16 protein-coding genes are annotated in these 16,577 nt (G+C 44.5%); 7 read left to right on the top strand and 9 right to left on the bottom strand.

Annotated features, from left to right (window positions below):
* Positions 1–2: 2 nt before the first annotated feature.
* On the bottom strand, positions 3–938 hold the full coding sequence (locus R7O13_RS01235) for a metal ABC transporter solute-binding protein, Zn/Mn family (protein ID WP_318303090.1): 936 nt from the start codon (positions 936–938) through the stop codon (positions 3–5).
* Entirely contained in the window at positions 928–2,070 is a 1,143-nt protein-coding gene (locus tag R7O13_RS01230) for a hypothetical protein (protein WP_318302772.1), read from the bottom strand. The genes R7O13_RS01235 and R7O13_RS01230 overlap by 11 nt, the downstream gene beginning before the upstream one ends.
* Before the next feature lie 207 nt (positions 2,071–2,277).
* Here R7O13_RS01230 and R7O13_RS01225 point away from each other — a divergent pair, with 207 nt between their 5' ends.
* Complete coding sequence (locus R7O13_RS01225; protein ID WP_318302771.1) at positions 2,278–2,943, top strand: cupin domain-containing protein; 666 nt, start codon at positions 2,278–2,280, stop codon at positions 2,941–2,943.
* 73 nt (positions 2,944–3,016) lie between these two features.
* Here the strand turns inward: R7O13_RS01225 and R7O13_RS01220 are convergent, their stop codons facing one another.
* Positions 3,017–3,256: a YdcH family protein gene (locus R7O13_RS01220; RefSeq protein WP_005373737.1), complete on the bottom strand. Its 240-nt coding sequence runs from the start codon at positions 3,254–3,256 to the stop codon at positions 3,017–3,019.
* Between the two features lie 232 nt (positions 3,257–3,488).
* Here R7O13_RS01220 and R7O13_RS01215 point away from each other — a divergent pair, with 232 nt between their 5' ends.
* Positions 3,489–4,526 (top strand): DUF4382 domain-containing protein, encoded by a 1,038-nt coding sequence (locus tag R7O13_RS01215; protein ID WP_130546407.1) that lies wholly within the window; start codon positions 3,489–3,491, stop codon positions 4,524–4,526.
* Positions 4,527–4,606: 80 nt separating this feature from the next.
* Here the strand turns inward: R7O13_RS01215 and R7O13_RS01210 are convergent, their stop codons facing one another.
* Both R7O13_RS01210 and R7O13_RS01205 read right to left on the bottom strand, forming a co-directional pair.
* Entirely contained in the window at positions 4,607–5,503 is an 897-nt protein-coding gene (locus R7O13_RS01210) for a LysR family transcriptional regulator (protein ID WP_167416170.1), read from the bottom strand.
* Positions 5,504–5,583: 80 nt separating this feature from the next.
* Positions 5,584–6,453 (bottom strand): AraC family transcriptional regulator, encoded by an 870-nt coding sequence (locus R7O13_RS01205; RefSeq protein WP_005387011.1) that lies wholly within the window; start codon positions 6,451–6,453, stop codon positions 5,584–5,586.
* A 125-nt stretch (positions 6,454–6,578) separates the two neighbouring features.
* On the opposite strand from R7O13_RS01205, the gene R7O13_RS01200 reads away from it, so the two are divergent.
* Positions 6,579–7,727 (top strand): PLP-dependent aminotransferase family protein, encoded by a 1,149-nt coding sequence (locus R7O13_RS01200; RefSeq protein ID WP_017819834.1) that lies wholly within the window; start codon positions 6,579–6,581, stop codon positions 7,725–7,727.
* A 410-nt stretch (positions 7,728–8,137) separates the two neighbouring features.
* On the top strand, positions 8,138–9,166 hold the full coding sequence (locus tag R7O13_RS01195; RefSeq protein WP_053349297.1) for a hypothetical protein: 1,029 nt from the start codon (positions 8,138–8,140) through the stop codon (positions 9,164–9,166).
* Positions 9,167–9,234: 68 nt separating this feature from the next.
* On the opposite strand, the gene R7O13_RS01190 is transcribed toward R7O13_RS01195, so the two are convergent.
* The gene (locus R7O13_RS01190; protein ID WP_151515755.1) at positions 9,235–9,561 is read right to left on the bottom strand and encodes a DUF4156 domain-containing protein; all 327 of its coding nucleotides are present in this window, start codon (positions 9,559–9,561) and stop codon (positions 9,235–9,237) included.
* A 43-nt stretch (positions 9,562–9,604) separates the two neighbouring features.
* On the opposite strand from R7O13_RS01190, the gene R7O13_RS01185 reads away from it, so the two are divergent.
* Both R7O13_RS01185 and R7O13_RS01180 read left to right on the top strand, forming a co-directional pair.
* Positions 9,605–9,766 (top strand): hypothetical protein, encoded by a 162-nt coding sequence (locus R7O13_RS01185; protein WP_262629811.1) that lies wholly within the window; start codon positions 9,605–9,607, stop codon positions 9,764–9,766.
* A 20-nt stretch (positions 9,767–9,786) separates the two neighbouring features.
* Positions 9,787–10,497 (top strand): biotin/lipoate A/B protein ligase family protein, encoded by a 711-nt coding sequence (locus tag R7O13_RS01180; RefSeq protein WP_151515756.1) that lies wholly within the window; start codon positions 9,787–9,789, stop codon positions 10,495–10,497.
* Positions 10,498–10,546: 49 nt separating this feature from the next.
* Here R7O13_RS01180 and R7O13_RS01175 read toward each other — a convergent pair whose 3' ends face one another.
* Genes R7O13_RS01175 through R7O13_RS01165 form a run of 3 tightly spaced genes read right to left on the bottom strand, consistent with a single transcriptional unit; the run spans position 10,547 to position 14,244 of the window.
* On the bottom strand, positions 10,547–11,584 hold the full coding sequence (locus R7O13_RS01175) for an HlyD family secretion protein (RefSeq protein ID WP_318302766.1): 1,038 nt from the start codon (positions 11,582–11,584) through the stop codon (positions 10,547–10,549).
* A gap of 1 nt (position 11,585) precedes the next feature.
* Complete coding sequence (locus R7O13_RS01170; protein WP_198556876.1) at positions 11,586–12,902, bottom strand: glycosyltransferase family 2 protein; 1,317 nt, start codon at positions 12,900–12,902, stop codon at positions 11,586–11,588.
* Positions 12,889–14,244: a diguanylate cyclase domain-containing protein gene (locus R7O13_RS01165; RefSeq protein WP_198556877.1), complete on the bottom strand. Its 1,356-nt coding sequence runs from the start codon at positions 14,242–14,244 to the stop codon at positions 12,889–12,891. Before R7O13_RS01165 ends, R7O13_RS01170 begins: the two co-directional genes overlap by 14 nt.
* 718 nt (positions 14,245–14,962) lie before the next feature.
* On the opposite strand from R7O13_RS01165, the gene R7O13_RS01160 reads away from it, so the two are divergent.
* On the top strand, positions 14,963–16,531 hold the full coding sequence (locus tag R7O13_RS01160) for a DEAD/DEAH box helicase (protein WP_318302762.1): 1,569 nt from the start codon (positions 14,963–14,965) through the stop codon (positions 16,529–16,531).
* Positions 16,532–16,577 lie beyond the last annotated feature (46 nt).

Genomic DNA, 16,577 nt, shown 5'->3' with positions numbered 1-16,577 from the left:
GCTTAGATCTTCTCAGGAACGGGCGGCACTAACACATCCAGTAAATCATCAATGACCTGATCGTACATCTCATCCAAGCTTTCACTCTCAGAAACGGTCAATGGCAGTTGAATCACAGGTTTGTCAGTATGATCTTGCAACCAGTTCGCTGGACGCTGATCCTGATGAGAGGAGTAAACAATCGCATCAAAACTGTCAGCATCTAACTTGGTAAGTGATTGCAGGTGAGATGTGGTCGGTGAAATGCCCGGTTTAGGTTCGAGATCGGCAATCTGCTTTATTCCGAGCCAATCGTACAAATAACGATACGTCGCGTGATAACCGACAACTTGCTTACCCTTTAAAGCCGCACCTTTCTCATTCCATTCTTTAAGCTTTTTACGCCAATGAGCACGAAACTTCATACCATTCACTTGGTAACTTGGTGCGTTCTCGGGATCAATCGCTTTTAGGCGCTCTGTGACTTTACGAGATAATGGAATCATGTCATTTGCCGCAAATTGAACATGTGGGTTACCGTGAGCGTGTATATCTCCCATGCTACGGTCAACGTGAGCATGAGTATCTAACATGCGCACGAAGTCCGTCGCGTAGATCATGCTCGGCGCACCATTTTGCACCGCCGCATTGCTGCTACGAACTTGCAGCATAGGTAACCACCCCACCTCTAGCTCTGCGCCCGAACACATTGCCATGTCCGCTTGGCGCATCTTCGCAATCAAAGAAGGACGAGCTTGTACGTAATGTGGGTCTTGCTTAGCCGTTGTCGCTGAATAAATACTGGCATCTGGCGCGTGGCTTTCAAGAAAGGCTTTCCATTCAGGCTCACAAACGAAAATGTTTAGAGCCGAAGCAGGCGAAGCAGGCGAAGCAATGATGGCAGCTCCTGCCGCCATCATCACCAAACTACATTTATTTAATGTCAGCTTAGAACGCATGAGCACCGTGCGCTCCAAATGTCATCACGTATTGCAGAGTGAACACGTTGTCTGTCTCACTGTCTTGGTTATCAATGCGAGTGTATTGAGCACGGATAGTACCGAAGTGAGAAGAATCCCATGCGATCATCGCATCCATTTCTTTATCATTCAGCTCAGTAAAATGCATGTGGTCGCCATGTGCATGACCATCGTAGCTTTCTGCTTCGCCGTAACGTAGACCTGCTGACCAGCTTGGGTTGAAGCGATAAACACCCGAAACATAGTAAGCGCTTAAGTTGTCTGGTGACTCTGCATCGTTTTTATATTTGCTGTCTACCACACCGTCTAACAGCATGTATTCAGCCGATAGCGTGAAGTTGCTGTATTTGTAATTACCGTCTGGTGCCCATTTCCAAACAAAATCAGCACCGTAAAGGTTCGCACCTGTCACTGCTGCGCCATGATGGTGATCGTGCTCATGCTCTTCTTCATGACCGTGGTCGTGATCTTCGAATTCTTTAACCTTGCCGTTTTCGTTACGCAGGTAACTTAAACCAAACTGCCAACTTGAAGATTCGGAGAAGTCACTACCAAGCTTCAGCGTCGTGGTGTACACGCCAACTTCAGAACCATCTTCGACAGAAGACATTTTGCTACCACTGAGCGCTTCTACACCAAGTTTTACATAAAGGTCGGTTGGCAACACGATATTTGCACGTATACCATCATCGTAGTAGTGCGAGCCAAGGAAAGTACGATAAGCAATTGGACGCTCAACAAAGCTATCGGTGTGCATGTGTTGGTTGTTCAGGTAACCAAAGTCAGATAGGAATCGGCCAGCGCGCACGTTTACACCATATGGCAATGCCAAAGTTTCGATGAATGCCTCTTCAAGCTCTAATTCTGTATCATCACCATGACTTTCAAGAACCGCGGTCAATGCGCCGTAAAACTTGTCGTCGATATTTGATGAGAAGTTTAATTCCGTATGGCCTAGACCAAAGCCTTCTTCGCGCTCAGAGTTATGACGTTGGCCATCTTGGTAGTAGCCATCAACAACAACACCAATCTGTGGGTTCGATAGTGTGTCGGCAAAAACAGGGGATGCAAAAATGCTACCGATCACGAGAGACACCAATTTCTTATTCACTACTTTTCCTTTTTGTTATGTTATAACATTTAATTTTGCGATGTTATAATATAACAATTCTCATTACACAAGCAGAAATTTAAATTAGGCTCCGATTTCATGTTCGAACTCAATCCATGAATTGGGCTATCAACAAATGAATCAATTGATGTTTTTTATACGTATACTAATGAGAATTAGTAATTAAATAAGTAATGGAATTTCAATATGTTGAATATGGATTTTTCAAAAAGAATCGTGATAGATACTACTCAACAGGAATGGATCGCCAGCCCTTCCATAGGTGTGTGGCGCAAACCTTTGGAACGAGAAGCCAAAGAATCAGGGCATACCACCAGCGTCGTTAAGTACGAGCCAAATTCGCAGTTTTCGACTCATCCTCAAGGAGAAGAAATATTGGTGCTCGAGGGGGTATTCTCTGACGAATACGGTGACTACCCTGCCGGCACTTACCTTCGTAACCCTCCAGGAAGTCAACACGCACCATTTAGCAAAGAAGGCTGTGTGATTTTAGTTAAACTAAATCAGTTCGAATCTGAGGATCTTGAAACAGTTCGCATTAATACAAACCAAGCGAGCTGGCAGAGTGGTGTCGGTGGGTTGCAAGTCATGCCTCTGCATCATTTTGAGCACGAACATGTCGCGTTGGTTAAATGGCCAAAAGGTGAGAAATTTCAACCACACCGTCACTTTGGTGGTGAAGAAATTTTCGTATTGTCAGGCGAGTTTAGAGACGAGCTAGGTACCTATCCCGCTCTCTCTTGGATCCGAAGCCCACATATGAGCGAGCATTTTCCTTTTGTAGAGCAAGAAACGATCATTTGGGTAAAAACTGGTCACCTGCCGCTCCAAGCTCCTGCTCAGCACTCCTAATGTTTGCACACTTGGCATCGTCCATTGGAACTAAAATCGGCCCGCTATTTACGAGCCGATGATCATTTCATCACTAAGAACCCATTATTCGCGAGTGGAGCCAGTCTTTGAGCTCAGCCCGGTTATGTTTTAACACGTTCATTTCGTGATCATCAATCGGGCTTCCTTGAAGTTCTAGTACGCGGATTTCCTTATCTAAAGCATTGTAGTTCTTAACGGTTTCAGCAAATGATGCATCGTTTTCGGTAAGCTGAGTAATGGTATCCAAATGTTCTGGGAATTCATGAGTTAATGAGTGATTTTCACCTAACATAGAGACCTCTTGGCTAGAGTTGTTGATGTATTTATCCGCTCATTTTTTGAGCGACACATTTCTAACCATAGCACTTCAAATAGCACAATATCGTCGATTTGAGCACACTTTTACTGAACTTCTTAGTCATGGTTTATCACTCTTTTAACCGCGCGACTCCGCTCGTTATTATTCTGTGTTTTATCAATAATCGACTACATTTAATACACTTCTCATAAAAAGGTACATCTAAATGAACAGCATGAAAATTGGCTTGATCAGTGCGTCAATAACAGTTGCGTTGATTGGCTGTAATTCAGACAGTGACTCTGTCAGCACAATGACTCCGGTTACCTTGTCTGTATCAGATGCCCCTATTGATGACGTATCAGAAGTGGTTATCGCATACAACAAAGTGGCATTTCTCCCTTTGGATGGTGGTACACCACAAGTTTTCGATGTGTATAAAACCGACGAAGACGGAAATTTCGTTGACGAAAATGGTAATCCTCTGCTCGATAACGAAGATCCAATACCATTAAGCGTTAACTTACTCGACTTCCAGGGCAGTAACGCTCAAGAGTTAGTGGACGATGAGCTGATACCCACTGGCAATTACAAACTCTGCGTGTTTGCGAATGATGGCGATCATCCGGATTATCCATCCTATGTTGTTGATGAAGCGACCGGCAATCAAATACCACTGACCGTAAAAGGTAATGGGGCTTGTCCGCAGGGGGTCGGAAAAGATCCGAATTCTGGGGTACTGTTCTTTAATGATACCTTCGCAGTCAACCCTGACAACAACGAATTTGTGGTGGAGTTTGACCTGCGTCGTGGCTTAAAAGACGGAACTGGACAAAACGAGGGTTACAGTATTCAGCGCACCTCAGTCACTTTAATTAACACGGTTACAACGGGTGAAATTCAGGGAGATATCGCAACATTGACCTACCAAAACTGCGAAACGGATACCCCAAGCGCAAATGGGTATGCACACGCGGTCTACCTATATGAAGGAAATATCGCCGAAGAGAACATGGGGCCATTTGCAGGCGCAGAAGGCCAAATAATGCCAATCGCAGCGGCGAACGTAGTGGAAGACATTGATGAAGCAAATTACGAATATGAATTTGGCTTTGTAGAGCCCGGTACGTACTCCGTCGGCTATACCTGTACCGCAAATGACGATTCTGTAGATGGTATTGTTGCAGGTGAAACCTTTAGCATTTATCAATCTACCAGCGGAATTAGCGTCTTTGTTGGTACCGATACAAACGCAGACTTTTAATCTCTCTAACACTGCAGACCCTGCATGGGTCTGCTTTTTTTGCTATTCCAACTGAGCACGGATTATGGTCTTTGTGACTTTTAAACCTCTTCCCAATAAGGTGGCGTGCCATAGTATTCAGCAAAGTAATCAATAAAGGCACGCACCTTAGGCGCAATTAAACGAGAGCTTGGGTACACAGCCCAAATCCCAGCATCCATCGCTAAAGGGTGATCTTCGAGTACTTCCACTAGCTGACCACTTTGTAATTCTTGATAAACACTCCAAACCGAGTTGATAGAAATACCTAACCCGTTTACCGTCGCGTCTCTCATCGCATCACCATTATCGGTTTTAAAACGACCAGAAGTTCTTACATTGAACATTCCATCTTTTGTATTGAATGACCAATTATTCATTCCAACTAAGTTAATACATTCATGATTCGTCAAGTCTTGGGGCTTGTTAGGTCTCCCAAATTGTTCAATATAATCTGGTGATGCAACGATAATACGACGATCTGGCGCAAGCTTTCTTGCGACCAATGAAGAATCTTTCAACTCAGCGACACGAATGGCGACATCGAAACCTCCCTCAACCAGATCAATAATGGAATCAGAAAATCGGCAGTCCACGGTTAACCCTGGGTAACGCGCCATAAAACCTTTTAATGCGGGCACAATATGCAAGCGACCAAAAGTTGCAGAAGCGGTCATACGTAATACTCCCGTTGGCGCACTCTGCCCTGAGCCAACAGCTCCCCTTGCTGCCTCCACTGTTGCAAGGACCTCCTCCGCGTGAGGTAAAAAAGCCTGCCCTTCTTCAGTTAAGGAAACTTTGCGTGTGGTGCGATGAACTAAACGAACTCCTAAGCTGTCCTCAAGTTTGTTGATGTGCGCACTAGCGACAGCAGGAGAAAGTCCAAGCTCCTGACCAGCCATGCTGATGTTGTGTGTCGAAGCCAAACGGACAAATAGCTTTACATGATCGATGTTCATTTAATTTTCAATTATTTGTAAAAAATTACCATATAGAGCTTAGCATTTTCTTCCTTACGGATAGTAAATAAAGACTCCAATTAGAAAAAGCTGATGGGCAGATAGAAGTCCAGCTCAAACGCCTCATCATGGCTAAGGAAATGGTTTTTATGATAGTGAACATAAGCGGGTGTAGAACGCTGCTTAAAGCCTGAATTCGGCAACCACTTCTCTAACACCATACTCAATTGAGGAAGAAGCTCTCCATATACCCCTGTTAAGCGAAAAACAGCATGCAAACCACCCGGAATCGTCATTTGATTCACGACACCGCGTACTTTAAGCGGCTTATCAATCGCCATACAAGCCACATAGCGACACTTATCGAGCTCGACCCAAGCGGGGTTGGAGTGATGCAAACCGTATTGAACCGAAAAGTCCCGATTCTCAGAGCTTGCCCACGCCTTCAAAATCAGCCACGCATTGCGAATGGAACGGCTATAACCCTCATGCCGCACATAAGCCGCAAAGCGTTGTGGGACCTCCATAATTTTAGGTTCTGGCAACTCGCGTTTAGCAACCCGATGATAACCCGCAGCCACTTCCGGATCTTTTAGATACGGCTTTTCTGCAACTTGTAAATCATGCTTTCGCCACGCGCCAGGAGACATAGCGAACGTTGCTTTAAACGCTCGGCTAAAAGAAGATACCGAGCTAAAGCCGCACTTGTTAGCAATGTCTAACACCGACGAGCTGGTATCAAACATCAGTTGATTGGCGGCGTATTCCATTCTTGTACGACGGATATATTGATGGACAGACTCCCCTACCACATCTTTAAAAATACGATGGAAGTGCTGTTCAGAATAGGCTGCTACATCTGCTAGCTCTTTAGCCGATAAATCTCTGCTAATGTCCTGGTGAATGTAAAACAGCACGTCATTGATCCTAGAAACTTGTTGGTGGCTCACGGAGTAAATTTTCGCTTAAATAGCATAAATGGACATGTTTAACAGCATAAATGGACACACCAAGCTTGGCAATTTACCTATACTATTTCTGACATAAAAAAAGACAATTACGAGAAGCACAGCACATGGAAATCGCACAGTCATTACAACAAACTAAGTCATCCTACATCCGAGAAATCCTCGCAGCAGCGAGCGATAAGAACGTCATTTCTCTTGCAGGTGGCTTACCGGACGAAAAAACCTTCCCGATCGACTTAATGAAACCGACGCTCGAAAACCTCGCGAATATGCCAGAGGTGTTTCAATATGGCGCAACAGCAGGCTACGCCCCGCTACTTAACTTTTTGACCGATTATTACCAGCTGCCAGAATCTCATTTGGCGATGATCACAACTGGCTCTCAGCAAGGGCTAGATTTGATTGCGCGTGCGTACGTGAATCCGGGCGATAAAGTGGTGATGGAAGCACCAAGCTACCTTGGTGCTATGCAAGTATTCGGTCTAGTGCAAGCCAACATCGTGACTGTTTCACAAACCGAGTGTGGTCCAAACCTTGAAGAACTTGAACAATGCTTTGCTACACAGCAACCGAAAATGTTCTATGCTGTGCCCGATTTTCACAACCCAACGGGCGTATGCTGGGCGCTAGAGACTCGCCAAAAAGTTGCCGAGCTTTGTATACAATACGACGTGGCATTCATTGAAGACGCACCATACCGCGAGCTGCGTTTTTCTGGTGAAGCGCTTCCACTGGTTTCGGACTTCTGCCCACAGCACTCCATCGTATTGCGCTCTTTCTCCAAAATAGCTTCACCGGGCTTGCGTATTGGTGTAGTTACGGGCAAAAGCAGCTACCTTGAGCCACTTATCAAAATTAAACAAGGTGCCGATCTGCACTCTAGTATTCCTATGCAAGCTTTGCTGCATGGCCTGCTCCAACATGACAACTTCGAAACGCACATTTCAACCATCTGTGCGCTTTACAAATCACGTTACGATGTCATGTTTGCTGAACTGCAAAAACAGCTGCCAGAAAGTTGCGTACTCAAACCCGTCGATGGTGGTATGTTCGTTTGGGTCGAAATTCCAGAATGCGACACCTTCGAACTGGCGAAAAACCTTCTCGCAAACTGGGTTGCTGTAGTGCCGAGCCCGGTCTTTTATCCAGAAGGTTCAAAGGTAAAAGCCGCTCTGCGTCTTAACTTTACCAATGCCACACCAGAAGAACTAACGACGGCTGTCTCTCGACTCGCGGATGTCCTCAACACGTTGTAATTGAGCGCGAGTGTAAGAACCTGCCTTTGAGATTCAAAAAAAGTCTCAAAGGCAGCATCAAAAAAGTTCCCCAAAAAATTTATATTTTTCCTTCAAATCAACTCTCTATAGTAAGTACCTGTTTTCTCTTGAACCTCTCACTCATATAAAAATGAGAACTCAATCACGTATTTGATGGTTAGAAAAGTTACGTCTATCTTTCAGTCAAAGACATCAACTTCGCAGCGTTAATGCTCCCAATTTCAGACACTTTATCAATCGTGGCTTAGCGGTTGATAAACGACTAAAAAAGCATCTGTGGGCATACCCACTACGAAGGGTTGACCAGAACCATTCTGAATGTCGCGAGCCAATCTTTTGATTGGCAATTACGTCAGTGAATCGCACCAAATGACAGAGGGGTTATCAGGATGAATACTCGAATCACGACAGGACTTGTCACCATCGGCTGGTCCGTTACACTTTCACTTTTTACCGCATTCGCCGCATATGCCAATACGTCGCCAAACTGTAGTGACGTATTAGCGGGCAACACAACCGCCGCATCGCAAAAAATGATGGTTTTATTGGGCGAAGACATCACCAAATCCAACCGTATCACTACGGTGATTCCTGCCGAAAACAATCCATTTGTGACCGAAGAACTGGTTTCGGTTTCTAACGACGTATCGCCAAACGGTCGTCTTTCACAAAAGAGTTTGGACGAGATTCGGAAAGTCCGCTCAAATCTAGAGAAAGCAGCACAGGAAGTAAGCCGATTACAGGGCACTTTTGAAGTGGCTTTCATCAGTTTGATTGATGGTTACTGCCAATTTTCTAATCATAAACGTACTCAACATGCCAAAATCGACTTTGACCATTTGGAAGGCCTCACTTTGTATTCAATCCCCGCTTTAATAGCAATGGTCGATCAGTCGTACTCCATGGCAAAGAATCGAATCGCTAATGAGCAGAAACAGTTAAGCGACATTGAAAAAGAGAAACAGCGGCAGAAACAACAAGCAACCGCGGCAGCAGCCGCTCGTTACCAAGACGGTAACGTACTCGTAAGAGTCGAGAACTTTGATGGCGCTAATGTGACATTTTCCGTTACTAACATTGGATCACAAGGATCATTACAACCAAATTTCAACACGTTTAATGCCTATCGCACCGAAAGTGGAGAATTAATCTACAAGTCAGAATCTTTATTACACCTGGCGGATACTGCAGGTAACACACTTGAAACAATGGGTATCGCTGAGCTCTCATCACAAGGTGGAAGTGACATATCGATCTCTCCTGGAGAAACCCGAAAATTCGTTACTAGCATTGCTTCAGAAGTCGCGCCACATACGCAGTTGAGCTTAGAGTTTCCAGCCAAAGTGCTTAATACCGAGCGAGACTTTACATTGTCGTTCTCTGATACATCAGCGGTGGCGACAGCAAACGTCAATTAACGCAAGGTAGCCAGTATTTGTAGAACGCATCAAAGACAGGAGAGCAGCGCCTGTCTTCAAGCCTATAGCTACTGTTTGCACTTGTAAGCATTTGCAAACATCGTTACTGACGTAGAAAAGCTCAATGGTTGATATAAGTACAAGGTATCTGCGTCTAAATCCGCCGCCTTGATGCGCATTTGGTTTAGCGTCCCCCAAACCATGTCTTTATCTGCGTGAAGCCAATAGTCGTAAAAGTGTCCTTCTGAGCCGATCACGGTACCCATTAGTTCACAGTTTTCAATCGCATTCACATTGTCCCAAAGCACCTGTACTTGCTCAGATTCTTGAGTTGGGAACGTCACACATCCCGCTAATGATGCCGCTAACGCGAGAGTCATCACTCGCTTTTTCATACTTATTATCGCCAAAAATTTTCATAGATGGCAGATTTTATGAATGGCTGATGTGATGACTAGCAAAAACTTTTTATCGCGTGTTCAAGCAGAATTAATGGACAACGGAAAAGACTCAAAAGGTGTCATGCAGCTAGCGAGCAAAAACCTAATCATCTCAGACCTAGCAATAAAGCTGTATCTGAGATACAACAGTAACGATTAAATAGCCGCGAGGGATAGAGTTTGGTTGCTAAAAATAAGCTAATTCGCTACACAGCTACGGAAGTCGCTGATGCATTTGACAAAGAAGATGAGCTCATTAAACAAGTTCAGTCCAACCAACTCTCGCAAGTGCTATTGCTTTGGCAAGTAAAAAGTCCAACGCTCGTGCTTCCCGCGGGTAAGAAATGGCCAGTGTCTAATGAGTTAGAACATGCGTTAAATACGTCTGGCTGGAAGCTCTTTTCTCGTAAAACCGGTGGTGCACCAGTCCCTCAGGTGCCAGGTATTATCAATCTATCCCACATTTACCACTGGCCAGAAGGCGAGCCTTACAACATCAAAAAAGCGTATCTCGATTTATGTGCGATATTAACGGTTTTCTTTAAACAGCTCGGCGTGAAAGTGGATGTTCATGCTACGTCTTATTCCTACTGCGATGGCGAGTACAACCTCAACATTGGCGGGCAAAAAGTCGTGGGAACCGCGCAGCGTGTTTTACTTAAAAAAGGCGGCGGACAAGTGGTATTGTCACAAGCATGCATTCTGATTAATGCCGACGTCGAGAAGATTGTCGAACCAGTACGAATGTGTAATCAGCTTTGCGGTCACAGCGATGATATTCGTGGTGATGTCCACACACCGCTCTTCCATCATATATCCGATCGCCCATCGGTAGATTCACTCTTTCAGCAATTGACGAGTGCGTTTTTAACGCATGCAAAAACTGAGTAAAAATCGGTGTAAACAAAAAGGAGCAAAAGCTCCTTTTTGTTTAATGATATTAAAAGCGAACTTCGACTTCTACACCTTCAATCCAACGGCTTTTTTCTAGAGCTTCATCAAAACTCAGCGTCACCTTCAAATACGCAGGTTGACCTTCGAATGGGCTTTGCAGTTCAGAAGGCAGCTTGTTCACCACTTCAACCGGCTTCGATACCGTTGCACTGAACTTTCTGCCATCAGGAAATACAACTTTCGCTTTAGTATCCATCTTACTGTATTGGAGATATTTAGGGTTTAAGAAAGCGGTTATCTCCGGCGTAACATTGCGAGCGATCGTAAGTAAGGGAGTATTTTCAGAGACATTTTGCCCTTCGTGTACATGAACATCGAGCACACGCCCTTTCATAGGAGAACGAAAAGTTAAATTTTCTTGTTGCGCGCGTTTGACTACCAATTCACGCATTAATGATCGATACTCTTGTGTCACTGGACCAGCCAACTCTAACTCTTCCAAGTTACGCATCGCATCCACATAAGCAATTTTCTGACTGCTTAACTGATTGCTCAGTGAGTTATTCACACTCACAATAGCCGCGTAATCCACCTCAGACACCTGTCCTTTCTTTCTGTAAACGTCGTATTTTTTCTGAATATCACGGACCTTCTTCAAGCCTTCGGCTGAGCTTTCAATAGCACTTTTGTATAGCTCATCAGTACTCTGAACCTGATTTTTTGACAATTTAATCAACTCTTCTTTTATAAAATCAATCTCCTTGTTCAACGCATTATCTTTTAACAACAGCAGCGCTTGATCCTGAGTCACTTCCGTACCGACATTCACAGGCACTGGCCCAACAATGGCAGAGCGAGTTGCCGTCACCGTAAGTGGATGTGACGTGATAATGGCGGGTGCCGTCACTAATACTTGCGTTCTAAACAAGTAATAAGCCATAAAGAAAAGCGGACTGATTACAATCGCTAAAATCAAGTACCAACGGAGACGATAACCGCCACGCTTTGCCTGTCCGTAGACGACTTTCATCCCGTTCTCAGACTGCGGTTTATTTTTCTTATCTAAGTGAAAGTTAACTTTCATACTAAAACTTTTTACCTCGCTTCAATACCCACCAAGGTGCCATACTCGACTCTTCATGACTTCTCCTCACAACTTCATTAACCATTGAGAAAGCGGTAATCAAACGCATGAAAAACTGGTAGAAAGGGTAAAGAAATAACCATTTCGCTGACTTCAAATCCTCTTTTTTTCTCTCTGATACAAGCCCAATGTAGACAACAAAAATCAGAGCAGATAAGAAGAGGTAGACAAAATAGAGCATTAGCATCAACGCCAATACAAATTTAAGTGGATAGACAACCACCATGTACACGCTAAATATCACCACAAGCAGCGGCAATAAAACGTTTTGAATCACGCCATAAGCCAAAGTGAATAAGAAGTTTCCCCAACCAAGTAACCGTGGAGACAACCCTTCATTGTGTTTACGCAAAAACAAAAACAATAAATCGCCATCCCAACGCAACCGCTGCAATACCAAACCTTTCAACGTATCTGGTACATCAGTATGGCCGATGGAGTGCGTCGAAAAGGCCAATTTATTATCAGGGTAACGACGTTTGTATTGCTTCAAGCGCATGGTTAAGTCGAGATCTTCTGCGGTATGCGTATCCCAGCCCCCCACTTGCTTAAGCAGATTCTTCCGAAATGCTCCGAATGCGCCAGAAATGTTATTGAGAACACCCCACGTAGCCATCCCCGTTTTACCGGCTTGCATCGACAGCATGTACTCCAAGGATTGCATTTTGGTCAACAAGTTGGCGTTATGGTTGCGAACTCTTAACGCACCACCACTCGCAATCACATTTTTATCCGCGAACTGTTTCATCATGGTGAAGACCATGTCGTTATCGAATGACGTATCTCCATCCACGTTAATGACGATTTCACCACTAGCCATTGATAAGCCGGCATTCAGTGTTGAAACCCGGCCTCCTCGTTGCCATTTTGGCAACACGCGCACTTTACGATTACGAACGCCTGCATGCCTTTTCTCACCATTTAACGCGGCATGATAGGTATCTTGGTTTTGTACCGCCCCATCAACCACAGCAAGTACTTCAATATGACCTGGGTAAACTTGCTCAACTAACGTATCGATAGTGATCCCAATCGCATCACCTTCACCATAACAAGTAATAACGAAACTCACTGAAGGAAACCGCTTTAATTCTTGGTCTTCTTGCGCATATGACCAACGAAATATCCCTGTTAGCACCAGCAAATATAGAGGTAGCTCGATAATGATCATGACGGGAAACAGCAATAGCCATAACTCTTCGTTGTGAAGTAGCATACCTCGAAGATAGTCGAGCAGAACGAGACTATCTTGCAGCATAAATCTCACCCATCAGCGATTCCATCCAAGCAGAAACACTGTCTTCGATGATCGGATCGGGCAGGTCCCAAGCAAAGACATCCAACTCAAACTCTTCGTCTTCAACAAGCTCACCCAGATCCGATAATTTTTGCTGTAAAATGGACAGGCTCGCGTTGGTCGTATTTGGCATTAGGACAAGCAACACATCCTGTTTGTACTGACAACAGATATCGGTATCTCTAAACAAGCCGCTAAGACGACGCGTCAGTTGATCCATCAATGAGAATAATTTTGCATCGCCATATTGCTTACCGTATTCATCAATCGTCGGTAAATGCAGTCCAAGTAGAAGGTGCTGTTCTTTGTGTCTCAGCGCGACTTTATTTAACCATGCAAGCAAATTTTGGAAAAAGCTGACTTCCACTTTGCCTTTGATCGAGAGCTCAGGAGCTTGAATGGACTTGCCGTGTTGGAAAATGTATTCACCCACTTCACCAAGTCGATATTGGTAAATATTCCGGACAACAAGCTCTTCGACTTTGATCTTTGAGTCACAACTTAAACATTGACTGATCGTCGCAGCTTCGACAAATAAACTGGAGCAACTATTACAAACGTGGTTTTCAAGCGGGCGATCATAATCAACGCCGATATGGCGCAGCTGGGTCAAACATTTAGGGCACTCAAGCTTTCCACGGCGCTGAAAGCTGTGTTGTTCACCAACATGGCCACAAGTGAAACAGTGCAAAGAGCTTTGAGAATCGATATCGATGCTGCTGCAATCCGGGCACACCTCTACATAATTCAAGTGTCCGCTGTTGCAATGAGAACAAACACGAATTCTATCGTTCAGTACTTCCGCTTCTAATACTCCGCGACCTTGCTCTGAGAGTACGTATCGATAAGTCGAATAAATATCAGGAAAGAACATATCGATAATTGGATACGAATAAACCGACATAGACTCTAAGCTTTTTAAAGCAGTCACTCTTCGCTGACGATTGACCCCAAGCCAACCAATCAAAGGGTCTAACACTTCCGGTTCATCAATGGCATCGAGCTTATTTTGAATAGATCGCCAAATTTTTATTGATTCTCTAACTTCAAATACACCGTCGGTAACGCATCGAGAATAAGGGGTTTCCACGGAGACATAAACCGCCCAAGACCAACGTCCTTTCTCCTGATAAAACGCTTTCAGCGCGGTATCTATTTGGTGTGAATCTTGATAAGCAATACACACCATGCCACCGAGTCCCGTTGCCACCTCATCAATATGATTAACCAAAACCATATCTTCAGCTAACTCACTGACAGGCTGTTCACCAACCCAGTAGAAATTGTTATTTATTGACGACATTTTATTAGTTCTCACAACCACAAAATTAATTCATAACATCAGAAATATAGAACTTGCAGTAACAAGGCACTCTAGGTAGACAAACCTTGCCACCGTTAAATACAACAATAGAACAAATATTTAGAGAGCTTTAACTCAGGCAGTAAAAGCAGAAAGATCTCTGAATAAAGTGTGAAGGAGTCTGTGAGTAGAGAAATCGGACAGCAAAGCGCATAGTACAACCTTTTGTTAGCAAGCTGGGATAATAGTGCGATTTGATGCAGAATTAGATCCTTGCATTCACATCAAGCTCATTGGTTTATATCAGTCGATTCCTTTCTGCTCAGCATTTAACCATACCGTCATGTATCAAATCTGAGACTTGGTAATACTTTACCAACTAATTTCCATTAAAATTGAGTGGCAAAACACTGAATAACATTCAATCATTCTGATTATTTATCAAATAAGTATTTTTAAGCCGTTTGAGTGATTAATAATCACCATTTTTCTCGCTGTTTTTTCCGAAAGAACACGTAACACATTCAAACTACAGAATGAATCTACGTCACTTTTCTATGCTCTTTTTTGTCCAAAAAAGAAATGAGATCCAGTTCAAATATTTATCCATGACGGAATTAGTTGAAGCCTGCGCGTAAAAGCCTCAGAATGTCGCACTTTTCGCACCGATTTGTTTTCGGCGCGTTGTTATCTAACTCTACAATTGAGAATCATACATATGGGTTTTACCTCGTTAGGTCTATCTGCTCCAATCCTTAAAGCTATTCAAGAGAAAGGCTACGACACCCCTTCGCCAATTCAGGCAAAAGCAATTCCTGCTATTTTGGAAGGGAAAGACGTAATGGCAGCAGCGCAGACTGGTACAGGTAAAACTGCAGGCTTTACGCTACCGATTCTTGAGCGTTTATCGAACGGCCCTCGCGTTCGTGCTAACCAAGCTCGAGCACTGATCCTAACGCCAACACGTGAGCTTGCAGCTCAGGTGCAAGAAAACGTGTTTATGTACGGCCGTCATCTTCCACTAAGCAGTGCGGTTGTTTTTGGTGGTGTGAAGATCAACCCGCAAATGCAGCGTCTTCGCAAAGGTGCGGATGTGTTAGTCGCGACACCAGGCCGCCTGATGGATTTGTACAACCAAAATGCAGTGAAGTTCGACCAACTGGAAGTACTAGTACTGGACGAAGCAGACCGCATGCTAGATATGGGCTTTATCCGTGACATTCGTAAGATCCTAGCTCTGCTACCAAAACAGCGTCAGAACCTACTTTTCTCTGCAACTTTCTCGGATGAAATCCGCGACCTTGCGAAAGGCTTGGTGAACAACCCGGTTGAGATTTCCGTTAACCCGGCAAACTCGACGGCGAGAACGGTTGAGCAAAGCATCTACCCAGCAGACGTGAAGAAGAAAGCACCGATGTTGGTTAAATTGATCAAAGACGGCGATTGGAAGCAAGTGCTGGTGTTTACGAAAACGAAACACGGCGCAAACCGTCTGGCGAAGTTCCTGATCGAACAAAATCTACCGGCTGCTGCCATCCACGGCAACAAGAGCCAAGGCGCGCGTACCAAAGCACTGGCGGATTTTAAATCGGGTGAAATTCGTGTGTTGGTCGCGACGGACATTGCTGCGCGCGGTATCGATATTCCGCAATTACCGCAAGTGGTGAACTTTGAGCTACCGAAAGTGGCAGAAGACTACGTTCACCGTATTGGTCGTACTGGCCGCGCGGGCGAAGTAGGTAAAGCGATTTCACTGGTGTGTGCGCTAGAAGCATCTGAGTTGTTTGCGATTGAACGTTTGATTCAAGAAGTACTACCACGTAAAGAGTTGGAAGGTTTTGCGCCAACCAATGTGGTGCCAGAATCTAAACTGGATACGCGCCCAATCAAACCGAAAAAACCTAAGAAGCCGAAAAAACCAAAAGCGCCAAATGCTGCAAGTGAAAATGCCCCAGCAGCCGAAAAGAAAGCAGGCAATGGTGCAAACAAACCTAAACGTCGCTTCAACGGTGGTAGCAACGGCAACAAAAACAGCACCAACCAAGGCGGTGCAGGCAAGCCTAAAGGCAACCGTGAAGGCCAAAGTCGTGCAAACAGTAAACCAGATGACCGCAAACCTAACGGCAACAAGCCAAATGGTAATAAACCGAATGGAAATAAACCAAACGGTAATAAGAGTGGCAACGCTGGTAAACCGTCTGGTAACCGCAAGCCAAACAATGCTAAGCCTGCAGGAAACAAACCGTCAGGTCAGCGCCGTAAGCCTCGTCCGCAAGCTGCAAACTAACCTGTAAACGGCCCCCGATAGCAAATACAACAAAGCCGCTGATAAT

The sequence above is a fragment of the Vibrio sp. Y176 genome (assembly GCF_033438945.1).
The sequence above is the reverse complement of the archived record's forward strand: the minus strand, read 5'-3'. Positions and strand labels throughout refer to the sequence as shown.